Annotated in this window: 13 protein-coding genes; 5 read left to right on the top strand and 8 right to left on the bottom strand. The window is 73.1% G+C overall.

Features of this window, described 5'->3' with window-relative positions; all coding sequences use genetic code 11:
• Positions 1 to 191: 191 nt before the first annotated feature.
• Positions 192 to 1,133 carry a LysR family transcriptional regulator gene (locus KMS84_RS05115; protein WP_256914822.1) on the bottom strand — a complete coding sequence of 314 codons (942 nt, stop codon included), beginning with the start codon at positions 1,131 to 1,133 and terminating at the stop codon, positions 192 to 194.
• Positions 1,134 to 1,225: 92 nt separating this feature from the next.
• Here KMS84_RS05115 and KMS84_RS05120 point away from each other — a divergent pair, with 92 nt between their 5' ends.
• From KMS84_RS05120 to KMS84_RS05130, 3 genes are read left to right on the top strand one after another with little or no spacing between them, the layout of a single operon-like run.
• Positions 1,226 to 2,614 carry an MFS transporter gene (locus KMS84_RS05120; protein WP_256914823.1) on the top strand — a complete coding sequence of 463 codons (1,389 nt, stop codon included), beginning with the start codon at positions 1,226 to 1,228 and terminating at the stop codon, positions 2,612 to 2,614.
• 53 nt (positions 2,615 to 2,667) lie between these two features.
• Complete coding sequence (locus KMS84_RS05125) at positions 2,668 to 3,510, top strand: helix-turn-helix domain-containing protein (protein ID WP_256914824.1); 843 nt, start codon at positions 2,668 to 2,670, stop codon at positions 3,508 to 3,510.
• The gene (locus KMS84_RS05130; protein ID WP_256914825.1) at positions 3,492 to 3,689 is read left to right on the top strand and encodes a DUF397 domain-containing protein; all 198 of its coding nucleotides are present in this window, start codon (positions 3,492 to 3,494) and stop codon (positions 3,687 to 3,689) included. The genes KMS84_RS05125 and KMS84_RS05130 overlap by 19 nt, the downstream gene beginning before the upstream one ends.
• 67 nt (positions 3,690 to 3,756) lie before the next feature.
• Here KMS84_RS05130 and KMS84_RS05135 read toward each other — a convergent pair whose 3' ends face one another.
• From KMS84_RS05135 to KMS84_RS05155, 5 genes are all read right to left on the bottom strand, one after another.
• On the bottom strand, positions 3,757 to 4,746 hold the full coding sequence (locus KMS84_RS05135; protein WP_256914826.1) for a malate dehydrogenase: 990 nt from the start codon (positions 4,744 to 4,746) through the stop codon (positions 3,757 to 3,759).
• A 363-nt stretch (positions 4,747 to 5,109) separates the two neighbouring features.
• Positions 5,110 to 6,015: a helix-turn-helix domain-containing protein gene (locus tag KMS84_RS05140; protein WP_256914827.1), complete on the bottom strand. Its 906-nt coding sequence runs from the start codon at positions 6,013 to 6,015 to the stop codon at positions 5,110 to 5,112.
• A 128-nt stretch (positions 6,016 to 6,143) separates the two neighbouring features.
• Entirely contained in the window at positions 6,144 to 6,605 is a 462-nt protein-coding gene (locus tag KMS84_RS05145; protein ID WP_256914828.1) for a helix-turn-helix domain-containing protein, read from the bottom strand.
• A 227-nt stretch (positions 6,606 to 6,832) separates the two neighbouring features.
• A complete protein-coding gene (locus KMS84_RS05150) occupies positions 6,833 to 7,342 on the bottom strand; it encodes a DUF3017 domain-containing protein (RefSeq protein WP_256914829.1) in 510 nt (169 codons plus the stop codon).
• Entirely contained in the window at positions 7,332 to 8,186 is an 855-nt protein-coding gene (locus tag KMS84_RS05155; RefSeq protein WP_256914830.1) for a bifunctional methylenetetrahydrofolate dehydrogenase/methenyltetrahydrofolate cyclohydrolase, read from the bottom strand. Before KMS84_RS05155 ends, KMS84_RS05150 begins: the two co-directional genes overlap by 11 nt.
• A gap of 280 nt (positions 8,187 to 8,466) precedes the next feature.
• On the opposite strand from KMS84_RS05155, the gene KMS84_RS05160 reads away from it, so the two are divergent.
• Positions 8,467 to 9,069 (top strand): hypothetical protein, encoded by a 603-nt coding sequence (locus KMS84_RS05160; protein WP_256914831.1) that lies wholly within the window; start codon positions 8,467 to 8,469, stop codon positions 9,067 to 9,069.
• A gap of 252 nt (positions 9,070 to 9,321) precedes the next feature.
• Here the strand turns inward: KMS84_RS05160 and purH are convergent, their stop codons facing one another.
• Together purH and purN are read right to left on the bottom strand one after the other, a co-directional pair.
• A complete protein-coding gene (gene purH / locus KMS84_RS05165; protein WP_256914832.1) occupies positions 9,322 to 10,905 on the bottom strand; it encodes a bifunctional phosphoribosylaminoimidazolecarboxamide formyltransferase/IMP cyclohydrolase in 1,584 nt (527 codons plus the stop codon).
• On the bottom strand, positions 10,902 to 11,531 hold the full coding sequence (gene purN / locus KMS84_RS05170; protein WP_256914833.1) for a phosphoribosylglycinamide formyltransferase: 630 nt from the start codon (positions 11,529 to 11,531) through the stop codon (positions 10,902 to 10,904). The genes purH and purN overlap by 4 nt, the downstream gene beginning before the upstream one ends.
• Positions 11,532 to 11,839: 308 nt before the next feature.
• Between purN and KMS84_RS05175 the strand changes: the two genes are divergently transcribed.
• The coding region (locus KMS84_RS05175) for a hypothetical protein (protein WP_256914834.1) at positions 11,840 to 12,375 on the top strand (536 nt) is incomplete at its 3' end.

A 12,375-nucleotide genomic window follows, 5' to 3' on the forward strand; every position in this document is an offset into this window, starting at 1 on the left:
CTGTGTCACCCGTGGGTCGCTGTCGGGGACCGCGTCCACATGCCCCGAACCCTGCATTGCATGCGCAATCTCTTGCCTAAAGTGCGCTGAGTCACTGCCATTACGGACAAAAGCTGTCAAATGGGGTGTCATGGTGACGGTTCGCTCACACAGCGGCCGCCCCGGTCCCCGCCGTCCGCCGTCGGCGGCCCTCAGCGGCCGTCACCCTGCGCCATCACGTCCCGCACCGCGCCGCGCAGCCACGCGTGCGCGGGGTCGGCGTCGTGCCGCGGATGCCAGGCCATGCCCAGCCGCAGCGGCGGCAGATCCAGCGGCACCTCGAAGGAGGCCAGGCCCAGACTCTGCGCCAACGGCAGCCCCCAGGCGGTATTGAGCCCCACCAGGTCGGTGTCGCGGACGACGAAGAGCGAGGACGGCAGCGAGCCGACCGCTCCCACCACCCGCCGCTCCAGCCCCAGCTCGGCGAGCGCGGCGTCGACCGGCCCGTGCAGCCTGCCGCGCCGCGAGACGATGAGGTGGTCCGCCTCCCGGGCGTACCGCTCGGGCGTCAACTCGCCCTCCAGCAGGGGATGCCCGGCACGGGCCACGCCCACCATCCGGTCCTCGTAGAGCTGCTCGCGGTGCACCTCGGGGGCCACCGTGTCGATGACGCCCACCTCCAGGTCCGCGGTGCCCTCGCGCAGGAACGGCGCGTCGACGTGGCTCTCGCCCAGGAACCGGATGCGGATGCCCGGGGCCTCGGCTGCCGCGCGGGCGTACAGGGCCGGCCCGTGCGCGGCCGCGATCGCGTCGTGGCCGAGGATCGTGAGGGTGCGGGTCACCGTCCGCAGGTCGGTCCCCTCGGCCGGCGCGAACAGGGCGCGGGCCCGCTCGACGACGGCGCTCACCTCGGCCCGCACGGCGAGCGCGCGCGGCGTCGGCACCATCCGCCGCCCGGCCCGCACCAGGACCGGGTCCCCCAGCGCCCTGCGCACCCGGCCGAGCGTGCGGCTCATCGCCGGTTCCGACAGATGCAGCCGACGGGCCGCGCCCTGCACGCTCTGCTCCTCCAGCAGGACGTCCAGCGCGACCAGCAGATTCAGGTCGAGCCCGGCGGGTCCGGCCGAAGCCCCCACGGATTGCGTCACACGCATTCACCCCTTGCAAAGGTTGCACTGGAAAGCAGGTCGGGGCCGAGCCTACGGTGAACGCGCATCCCACTCCGACGAGCTCCCCGGGAGGAGCCGTGCCCTCGCACGCCCTGAAACGGTCCACCCTCCTCGCCCTGTGCGCCTGCGTCCTGGTCGCCCAGAGCATGGTCGCCGCGATCAACCTCCTCATCCCGCAGCTGAGCGCGTCCTCGCTGCACCCCTCGCACACCGAGATCCTGTGGACCGTCGACGCCTACGTGATCGTCTTCGCGGGCCTGCTCATCCCGGCCGGCGCGCTCGGCGACCGCCTCGGCCGCAAGGGCGCGCTGCTCGCCGGCCTCGGCCTGTTCGCCCTCGGGGCCGCCACCAGCGCGTTCGCCCCGAACCCGGCGGTCCTCATCGCGGGTCGCGGCATCTCGGGAGCGGGCGCGGCCCTGATCACCCCGGCCACGATGTCGATCCTGGTCCACCTCGCCGGACCGCGGGGCAGGGCCCGGGCGATGGCGTCCTGGACCCTCGCCATGGGCCTCGGCGGCCTGGCGGGCAACCTGGGCGGCGGCCTGGCCGGGCAGTTCCTGACCTGGCGGGCCCTGTTCGCCGCGATGATCCCGCTGGCGGCGCTGCTGGCGCTCGCCGTGGCGCTGACCACCCCCCGCACCGAACGCTCCCCGCACGGCGGCCTCGACCCGCTGGGCGCCCTGCTGCTCACCGCGGGCCTCGCGGCCGTCCTGTTCGGCATCATCGAGGGCCCGGACCACGGCTGGACCTCGCCGCGCATCCTGGGCTCGTTCGCCGCGGGAGCCGCCCTGGTCGCCGCGTTCACGCTGCGCTCCCTGCGCTCGCGCGCCCCCCTCTTCGACCCGCGCGTGTTCCGCTCCCGGAGCCTGCGGGCCACGGGCCTCGGCCTCATGACCGGGTTCTTCGGCCTGTTCGCGCTGTTCTTCGTCAACTCCCAGTACCTCCAGGAGGTGAAGGGCTACGGGCCCGCCGTCACCGGCGTCGCGATCGTCCCGCTGATCGTCGGCATGGCCCTCGTCCCCAGGCTGGCCGCCCGCTGGTCGGACCGCCCCCGCCCGGTCATCGGCTCGGGGCTCGCCCTGATCGGCCTCGGCCTGCTCGGCGCGTCCACGGCCGACGCCGGCACGCCCTACCCGGTGTACGCGTGCTGGCTGCTCGTCATCTCGGCGGGGACGGGCCTGTCGATGCCCGCGCTGACCCTGGGCGTCGTCACGTCCCTCCCGGCCCACCAGGCGGGCCTCGGCTCCGGACTCGGCACCTCGGCCCGCGAGGTCGGCGCGGCCCTCGGCGTCGCGGTCGCCGGCACGGTCCTCGCCGGGCACGCGGGCTTCGCCGCCGGCATGGGCCCGGCCCTGCGCACGGTCGCGGTGGCCGTGCTCGCGGCGACGGCGCTGGTCGTGACCGGCCTCGGCGCGCCCGTCCGCCGCCGGAGCTTCGACAACGCCCTGAATCCCACGAAGAGTTGAATTACTCTTCGTGTCCGGACCGCCACGCTGAGCCGCGCCGCGAAGGAGACGCCATGCCCGCGAGACGAGTCGTCACGGGACGAAGCCAGCAGCCCCGCAAACGCTTCGCGGAAGAACTGCGCCTGCTGCGCAACACCCGCGGCGAGAGCCTGCGGGAGCTCTCCGAGCGGCTGGGGTGGGACCAGTCCACCTTCGGCAAGATGGAGGGCGGGGTCAGCCTCGGCAGCCCGGAGATCGTGGAGGCCCTCGACCAGCACTACGGAACGCCGGGCCTGCTGCTGGCCCTGTGGGAAGTCGCCCTCGGCGACAACAGCCAGTTCAAGGAGCAGTACCGCAGGTACATGGACATCGAGGCCGACGCGCTGAGCCTGTGGCACTTCGGCGTGAGCACTGTCCACGGCCTGCTCCAGACAGCGGCGTACGCACGGGAAGTCCTCACGCTCGGCGGCCTCAAGGGAGCCGAACTGGACCAGCAGGTCGAAGCCCGCACGGGGCGACGCAAGCTGCTGGAGGGAGACGATCCGCCACCGTTCCGCGCCATCTTCTCCGAGGCCGTACTGCGGACGCCTCTGCGCGCCCCGCGCGAGTGGCGAGAGCAGTTGGAATACCTGCTGGAAGTCTGCGATCGCCCGAACATCACCCTTCAGGTCCTGCCGCACAGTGTGGGACTCCATGCCCTGGTGAGCACCGACATGATGTTCCTGCGGCTGCCCGACGGCGCCACGGTGGCCTACGCGGAGACGGCGCACCGAGGCGAACTCATCGAGGAAACCCGCTCAGTTGAGCTGCTTCAACGGCGTTACGATGCGATGCGTGACCTGGCGCTTTCCCCAGCCGAGTCGCGGAAGTTCATGATGCGGATGTTGGAGGAAGTGCCGTGCGAGCCATCGACCTGAGCAACGTCACCTGGCGCAAGTCCAGCTACAGCAACCCTGATGGCGGGGCATGCCTCGAAGTCGCCAAAGGCAACCCCGCCGTCGTCCCCGTGCGGGACAGCAAAGCCCCCGAGCGAGGGGCGCTCCTCTTCGAACCCGGCGCCTGGGCGGGCTTCGTGAGCGCCCTCAAGGAGAGCTGAACGGCGCTCGGCCCGAAAAAACGATCCCCGGACGGTCGGACCGTCCGGGGATCGTGGGCGTTCGGGCTCAGATCAGGCCGAGGGCGCGAACCGCCTCGCGCTCCTCCGCGAGCTCCTGCACCGACGCGTCGATGCGGGCGCGGGAGAACTCGTTGACGTCCAGGCCCTGGACGATCTCGTACTTGCCGTCCTTGGTGGTGACCGGGAAGGAGGAGATCAGGCCCTCCGGGACGCCGTAGGAGCCGTCGGACGGGATGCCCATGGAGGCCCAGTCGCCCTCGGCGGTGCCGTTGACCCAGGTGTGCACGTGGTCGATGGCCGCGTTGGCGGCGGAGGCGGCCGAGGACGCGCCGCGCGCCTCGATGATGGCCGCGCCGCGCTTGGCGACGGTCGGGATGAAGTCCTCGGCCAGCCACTTCTCGTCGCCCACGACCTCGGCGGCGTTCTTGCCGGCGATCGTGGCGTGGAAGATGTCCGGGTACTGGGTGGCGGAGTGGTTGCCCCAGATGGTCAGCCGCTTGATGTCGGCGACCGTCGAGCCCGTCTTCTTCGCGAGCTGGGTCAGCGCGCGGTTGTGGTCGAGGCGGGTCATCGCGGTGAAGCGCTCGGCCGGTACGTCCGGGGCGGCGGCCTGGGCGATCAGCGCGTTGGTGTTGGCCGGGTTGCCGACGACGAGGACCTTGATGTCGTCCGCGGCGCGGTCGTTGATGGCCTTGCCCTGCGGCTTGAAGATGCCGCCGTTGGCCTCGAGGAGGTCGCCGCGCTCCATGCCCTTGGTGCGGGGGCGGGCGCCGACGAGGAGCGCCACGTTGGCGCCGTCGAAGGCCACGTTCGGGTCGTCCGTGATGTCGATGCCCTGGAGCAGCGGGAAGGCGCAGTCGTCGAGCTCCATGGCGGTGCCCTCGGCGGCCTTGAGCGCCGGGGTGATCTCCAGCAGGCGCAGCTTGACCGGCACGTCCGCGCCGAGCAGCTGGCCGGAGGCGATGCGGAAGAGCAGGGCGTAACCGATCTGGCCGGCCGCGCCGGTGACGGTGACGTTCACGGGAGTGCGGGTCATGGCGTTCTCCGTATGACAGCTGTCGGTGGGGCGTCCCTGCCCCGGGTGGGACGTACAGATGATCGATCTCTTGGTATCAAGAGATCCAATCAGCGGTCAGGCTATCGCGCATCCGGGATCCCGGACGTCCGGGGTCGTGTGGCCCGTCCCACAGAGTGGACTTCTCCGTGGGGGACACCCGGCACGTCCCGCCGACGAGGAGCGGCGGCCGCCGGTCCGGGAGAGAGGGAACCGTACGGCCGCCGTGGGGGGAACCGGGTCGCGCCGGAATCCCGTGGGGGTACGTTTCGCGTGCCCGCGGGCGGCGCGGCCATGCCTGCGCGCGCCCGCTTTTCTTCGGCGGCCCGTGCGGCCGCCGCCGGGTCAGGGCGTGCAGCCCTGCTGCCCGGAGGCCAGCACCGCGCACGCCCTCGCGTCGTCGGCGCTGGTCACGGCCACCATGGGCGTGTACGCGATCGTGGCCCCGGGCGCCGAGACCTGCCCGGTGCGCCGCAGGGAACCGGCGCTCACCGTCACCGTGTCCCCGGGCCCGGCCGGCGTGATCCGGCCCCAGGCGGCCCCGCAGGCGCGGCTGTAGCGGACCTCGACGCGCGTCGCGCCGACCGTCGCGGTCCTCGCCGTCGCCGCGAGCCCTCCGCTGCATCCCGTCGTCTGCGCGTCCCGGCCCGTGCAGTCGGAGCCGGCGCACCGCACCCCCGAGGGCAGGACGCGGGGCGTGGCGACCGACGGAGAGGGCGACGCGACGACACCCGCCGTCCCCGGCTCCCGGCCTGCGGCGAGGAGGAACGCGCCGGCCGCGACGCCCGCCACCCCCACGACCGCGGCGAGCAGCAGGGCCGTCCGCCACCGCCGGTCCGCGCCGCCGTCCCGCGTCCGCGGCCGGGCGCGCTCGCCGTCGGACGGGAGCGGCGCGGGCGGCGGCCCGGACCGCCCCGGCAGGGGGCGGGCGGGCAGCGTCCCGGCGGTCGCCGCCACCGCCCCGGGTACGAGCCGGGTCTCCGCGCGGCTCCACGCCCGCTCGGCCAGCTCCCACAGGGTGATCAGATGGACCACCGGGGTGCCGGTGACCTCGGCCAGCGCCACCACCGCGCCCTTGGGCGCCAGCAGCCGGCCGTGGAGATAGCGCTCCCACGACGCCCTGCCGTAGCCCGTGCGCTCCGCCACCGCCGGGACGCCCAGCCCCGCCCGGTCCACCGACCGTCGCATCGCCTCGACGAACTCCCGGACCCGCGGGTCGAGTTCGTCCGGCAGGGCTTTCCAGCGAGGCATCGGCCCCCCTCTCGTGCGCTGAATCCCATGGGTCGCGTAAGACCCGATGTGATGACGATTCGGGACACCTACCCGAACTGTCAAAGCAAGCCCACGACGGGCGCGCCCCCGCGCCGGTGCCGCCCGCCTCAGCCGAAGGCGACCGCTCCCCCGACGGCGGTCGCCAGCAGCGCGAGCAGGATCAGGACCGCGTAGAGCAGCAGGCGTCCCACGGCCCGGGGCGCCGGCAGCGGCGCGGGCTCCTCCTCCGGACGGTCCCACCACGGCACCGTCGGATCGTCCTCGTACTCCCCGGCCGGGTTCGCCGGAGCCGGCCGCGGCCACGCCTCGACCGCCAGTTCCCAGCGCACGACGTGCCGTTCGGCGTCCGCCCCGGCCAGTCCCGCCACCCTGCACAGCGCGGCGACGGCCTGCCGGGGCGGCGGCTGGACGGCGTTGAGGTAGCGCTGCCAGGACGACTTGCTGTACGCGGTGCGCGCGCCGAGCGCGGCCAGGCTGAGCCCCGTGCCGTCCTTGAGCTGCCGCATCTGCTCGACGAAGTGCCGCACCTCCGACGGCAGCCCGTCCGGCAGCGGCTGCCAGGAGCCCATCCCGCCCACCTCCCCCTCGGTCCGTTGGGGGGACGACGAGGGGCGGCCGGACGGTTCCCGCGCGCGGGCCGGCTGTGGCGGTGCGCGTGCACCGTAGCGGAACGGTCACTTCCGTGCCACAGCGTCAGGCGGGGCGTTGAACAGGGTGTTCGAGGTGCGGGAGCGTGGAGACGCGCCGGCGGCCCGTCCTCTTCGGGGGATGAGGACGGGCCGCCGTGCGTCTGCCGTCAGCCGCCGCTGCTGACCGTGAAGTGCAGGGTGTCCTTGAGGAACGGGATCTGAAGCCACGGACTCGGCTGCGCCATCAGCGCCAGCAGGACGATCACCGTGCCCAGCACCCCGTAGGTCACGATGTCCGTGAAACGCGAGCGCACGGCGAGCATCCCGACGCCGGGCAGCAGCCAGCGCAGGAGCGCGCCGGTCAGCAGGCCCACGCCGATCAGGATCGTGCCGACCCGGAACACGTCCAGCGCCGTCAGCAGGAGCCCGAGCGCCACGACGCCCAGCACCGCGATGATCGGCCACTGCCGGGCGGCCAGGGCGTCGCCCGGCGCGGCCCGCCCGGCCCCCTCGGGGCGCGCGGTGTCCCGGGTGAACTTCGGGAAGCGGCGGGTGGTGCGGCGCGGCACGCCGTCGGCGTCCGGCGCGCTGATGGGGTCGCGGACCTCGATCTCGTCGACGTGGTCGCCCGTCACGTTCTCGTCCCCGGCCTTGCCGGAGGCGCCGTCAGCCGACACTGCGCTCCGCCGCCTCGACCACGTTGACGAGCAGCTGGGCACGGGTCATCGGGCCGACGCCGCCCGGGTTGGGGGAGATCCAGCCCGCCACCTCGCGCACGTCCGGGTGGACGTCGCCGACGATCCGGCCCTCGGCGTTGCGCGAGACGCCGACGTCGAGGACGGCCGCGCCCGGCTTGACGTCCCGCGCGCGGATCAGGTGGGCGGACCCGGCGGCCGCGACGATGACGTCGGCCTGCCTCAGGTGCGCCGACAGGTCCCGGGTGCCGGTGTGGCACTGGGTCACGGTCGCGTTCTCGCTGCGCCGGGTCAGCAGCAGCGGCATCGACCGGCCGATGGTCACGCCCCGTCCGACGACGACCACCTCGGCGCCGTTGATCTCGACGCCGTGCCGACGCAGCAGCGTCAGCACGCCGTTGGGGGTGCAGGGCAGCGGGCCGGGCTCGTTCAGGACCAGCCGGCCGAGGTTCATCGGGTGCAGGCCGTCGGCGTCCTTGTCCGGGTCCATGAGCTCCAGGACGCGGTTCTCGTCGATGCCCTTGGGCAGCGGGAGCTGCACGATGTAACCGGTGCAGGAGGGGTCGTCGTTCAGCTCGCGGACGACCGCCTCGATCTCCTCCTGGGTGGCCGTGGCGGGCAGCTCGCGCTGGAGGGAGGCGATGCCGACCTCCGCGCAGTCGCGGTGCTTTCCGGCGACGTACTTCTGGCTGCCGGGGTCGGTGCCGACGAGGATCGTGCCGAGGCCGGGCGTGACGCCCCTCTCCTTCAGCGCCGCCACGCGGGCGGTCAGATCGGACTTGATCTCGGCTGCGGTGGCCTTGCCATCGAGAATCTGGGCGGTCATGGGTCCATCCTCCCGGATGACGGCCCCCCGGTTCCAATCCGGGTGACCCCGAACGAGGCCGCCGCGCACGGCTGACGTGCGCGAACGCGATCGATGATGTTGCACTTGCACAACGCCTGCGGAATGCCGGCGAATGCGGCTGGACAACAAACCGACCATTGCAGAACGATTGACGCCACAGTGCCGCGGGCAGTACCGGGGGGACGAACCGCATCTGTAGAACCTTCCTCCGAGCCAGGCCGCGTCCCCGCACTCGAGTGCACACGGAGGAAGGACCGCCATGAGCTTCGGCGACCCGAACAACCCCTACGGCCCGCCGCAGGGCCAGCCGCCCGGCTATCCGCCGCAGGGTCCGCCCCAGCAGCCCGGCTACGGCTACCCCACCGCTCCCCAGGGCCAGCCCGGTTACGGCTACCCGCAGGCCCCGCCGGTCCCGCACGGCTACGGCTACGGCGTCCCGCAGGAGATGCCCGGCCTGGTCAAGACCGCCCGGGTGCTGCTGTTCATCCTGGCCGGCTTCCAGTTCCTGGCCGGGATCGTCATCGGCATCGCCGCCGGCGCCGCGCAGGACACGTCCAACGCCTTCGGCTCCGGCGACGACAGCAGCATGGCGACCGGCCTCATCATCGCCATCGCGCTGCTCATGCTGGCCCTGGGCAGCCTGTCGATCTTCCTGGGCGTCAAGTTCAAGTCCGGCCGTGGCGGCATCCGCGTCACGACGATCGTCTACGCGTCCCTGATGATCCTGGGCAGCCTCGCCAACATCGTGAACGGCGGCGGCGGCTCGGGCACCTTCGGCGGCGTCATCTCGCTGGCCTTCGGCGGCATCATCCTCTCCGCGATGATCAGCGGCGGCGCCTGGTTCAACCGTCCTCGCTACTGACCCGCGGCAGCCCCGCGACCGTGCGGGAACGGCCCGGGTCCGCGGTGTCCGGGGCCGGGCTTGAGGCGCGGCTTCTCGGCCGGGTGGTCGATGTCCCCCTGCACACAGGCGCGGGAGGCGGCGCGCCGGCCGGGGTGACCCACTGGTGCGCGCGGATGTCGTCGGACTCCTTCCTGCCGTTCAGGCGCGGGAAACGGAACGGGCGGTCCGGCGTGGTGCCGGACCGCCCGTTCTTTTCGCCGCACGCGGGGATCAGTGGAAGAAGTGCCGCGTCCCCGTGAAGTACATCGTCACTCCGGCCTTCTTCGCGGCCTCGACGACCAGCTCGTCGCGGACCGAGCCGCCGGGCTGCACCACGGCCTTGACGCCCGCCTCGACCAGCACCTCCAGCCCGTCCGGGAAGGGGAAGAAGGCGTCGGAGGCCGCGTACGCGCCCCGCGCCCGCTCCTCGCCGGCCCGCTCGACGGCCAGCTTCGCCGAGTCGACCCGGTTGACCTGGCCCATGCCGACGCCGACCGACGCGCCGTCCTTGGCGAGCAGGATGGCGTTGGACTTCACGGCCCGGCAGGCCTTCCAGGCGAAGGCCAGGTCGGCGAGGTCGGCCGGGGACAGCGCCTCGCCGGTCGCCAGCGTCCAGTTGGCCGGGTCGTCGCCCTCGGCCTGGAGGCGGTCGGTGACCTGGAGCAGCGCGCCACCGCCGACGGGCTTGAGCTCGACGGGAGCGGCGGGGCCCTGCGGGGCCTTCAGCACGCGGATGTTCTTCTTCTTGGCGAGCGCCTCCAGGGCGCCCTCCTCGTAGTCCGGCGCGACGATGACCTCGGTGAAGATCTCCGCGACCTGCTCCGCCATCTCCTTGCTGACCGGCCGGTTCACGGCGATGACGCCGCCGAACGCGGACAGCGGGTCGCAGGCGTGCGCCTTGCGGTGCGCCTCGGCGACGTCCGCGCCGACGGCGATCCCGCACGGGTTGGCGTGCTTGATGATCGCGACAGCCGGCTCGGCGTGGTCGTACGCGGCACGGTGCGCGGCGTCCGTGTCCGTGTAGTTGTTGTACGACATCTCCTTGCCGTGCAGCTGCTCGGCCTCGGCGAGACCGCCGCCGCTGCCGTCCACGTAGAGCGCGGCGGGCTGGTGCGGGTTCTCGCCGTAGCGCAGGGTGCTCTTGCGCTCCCAGGTCGCGCCGAGGAAGTCGGGGAAGGGCGACTCGTCGGCGGGCGCGTAGGACGACGCGAACCAGGAGGCCACGGCGACGTCGTAGGCGGCGGTGTGCCGGAACGCCTCGGCGGCGAGCCGCTTGCGGGCGGCGAGGTCGAAGCCGCCGCCCTGCACGGCCGCCAGGACGTCGGCGTAGCGCTCCGGGCTGGTGACCACGGCGACCGACGGGTGGTTCTTGGCGGCGGCGCGGACCATGGAGGGGCCGCCGATGTCGATCTGCTCGACGCACTCGTCGGGGGTCGCGCCGGAGGCGACGGTCTCGCGGAACGGGTAGAGGTTGACGACGACGAGGTCGAACGGCTCGACGCCCAGCTCCGCCAGCTGCCGGCGGTGGTCCTCCAGGCGCAGGTCGGCGAGGATGCCGGCGTGGACCCTGGGGTGCAGGGTCTTGACGCGGCCGTCCAGGCACTCGGGGAAGCCGGTGAGCTCCTCGACCTTGGTGACGGGAACGCCGGCGGCGGCGATGCGGGAGGCGGTGGACCCGGTGGAGACGAGCTCGACGCCGGCCTCGTGCAGCCCGCGCGCGAGCTCCTCCAGACCGGTCTTGTCGTAGACGCTGACGAGCGCGCGGCGGATGTCCCGCTTGCCGCTCTCGGCCGTGACAGTGCTCTCGGCGGTCACTGGATAACTACCTTTCGTCCCTCAATGCGATGGCCGTTGCGGGCGAGCCGCCCCACGACCTCGACGAGCAGCCTTCGCTCGACTTCCTTGATGCGCTCGTGCAGAGCGCTCTCGTCGTCCTCGTCCCGGACCTCCACCACGCCCTGCGCGATGATCGGGCCGGTGTCGACGCCGTCGTCGACGAAGTGGACGGTGCATCCGGTGACCTTCACGCCGTACGCGAGCGCGTCGCGTACACCGTGGGCTCCCGGGAAACTGGGGAGAAGGGCGGGGTGCGTGTTGACGAACCGCCCGCCGTACCGCGCGAGGAACTCCTTCCCCACGACCTTCATGAACCCGGCGGACACCACCAGGTCCGGCTCGTGGGCGGCCACGGCCTCGGCGAGGGCGGCGTCCCACTCCTCGCGGGCGGCGAAGTCCTTGACCCGGCACACGAAGGTGGGGATGCCGGCCCGCTCGGCCCGGGCGAGACCCTCGATGTCCCCGCGGTCGGCTCCGACGGCCACGATCCGCGCGCCGTAGGCGGCCACGCCCTCGGCCGCGACGGCGTCGAGGAGCGCCTGAAGGTTCGTACCGGATCCGGAGACCAGCACGACGAGGCGCTTGGCCACGGGCTCAGCGGCCACGGTGAGGCCCTTTCTCGGGGAAGCACGTACAAGGCGGTGGGCGGACGCGGGCTCACGCGTTTGTACTTTCGTACGAATGCATCGCGCCCCCGGATACGGGGAAGCCTACGAAGCAGCCGACCGCCAGCAACGATACCGGCACACCGGACGGCCCCCGCGGGACGGGGGCGTGGCCGGAAGGTAGCGTCTGCGAGGAACGGGATGCGGGCGTGATCGGGAACGCGGCCGCCGTGCGGCGCGTTCCCGGAGTGACAGCCACGTCCGTTCAGGCCAGACAGCCTTATCACCTAGGGGAAGACGCTCACTTGATGCCGGACCGCAGTCTGCGACTGCTCACGCTCCCCCCGCAGTCACCGCAGGGAGGGGAGCGCGGCGTCGTGCTGCTGCGAGAGCGCCCCGCCTCCCCCGCGGACGCCCCCTCGGACGAGAACAAGCCGCCCGAGGACGACAACCCCTTCGCGCCGCCGCCGGAGGGCGCGCCGGACCGCCCGTGGCAGCCCCGCCGCCCGTCGGGCGGCGACCCCGAGGACGGGCGCTCCCCGTGGGGCGGCCAGTGGAGCGACCGGCAGCCGGGGCGCTCCCCCGGCGGCTTCGGCGAGCGCCCCGGCCGCAACCCCGAGAACGGCGGTCCGAGCGGTCCCGGCGGCGACCCCGGCAAGCGCTGGGACCCGATGGACCCCGCCCAGCGCCACGCGCGCTACGCCCTGCTCTGCGGCATGTGGGCCTTCTTCTTCGCCCTCTTCGGCTGGCCGTACGTGGCTCTGCTCCTCGGCGCGCTGGCCCTGAACTGGGGCATCAGCGCGCTGCGCGCCAAGCCCCGCACCCCGGACCCGGATTCCCCGCC

Source organism: Streptomyces hilarionis, from assembly GCF_024539675.1.
In the GTDB taxonomy this organism is placed as follows: Bacteria; Actinomycetota; Actinomycetes; order Streptomycetales; family Streptomycetaceae; genus Streptomyces; species Streptomyces hilarionis.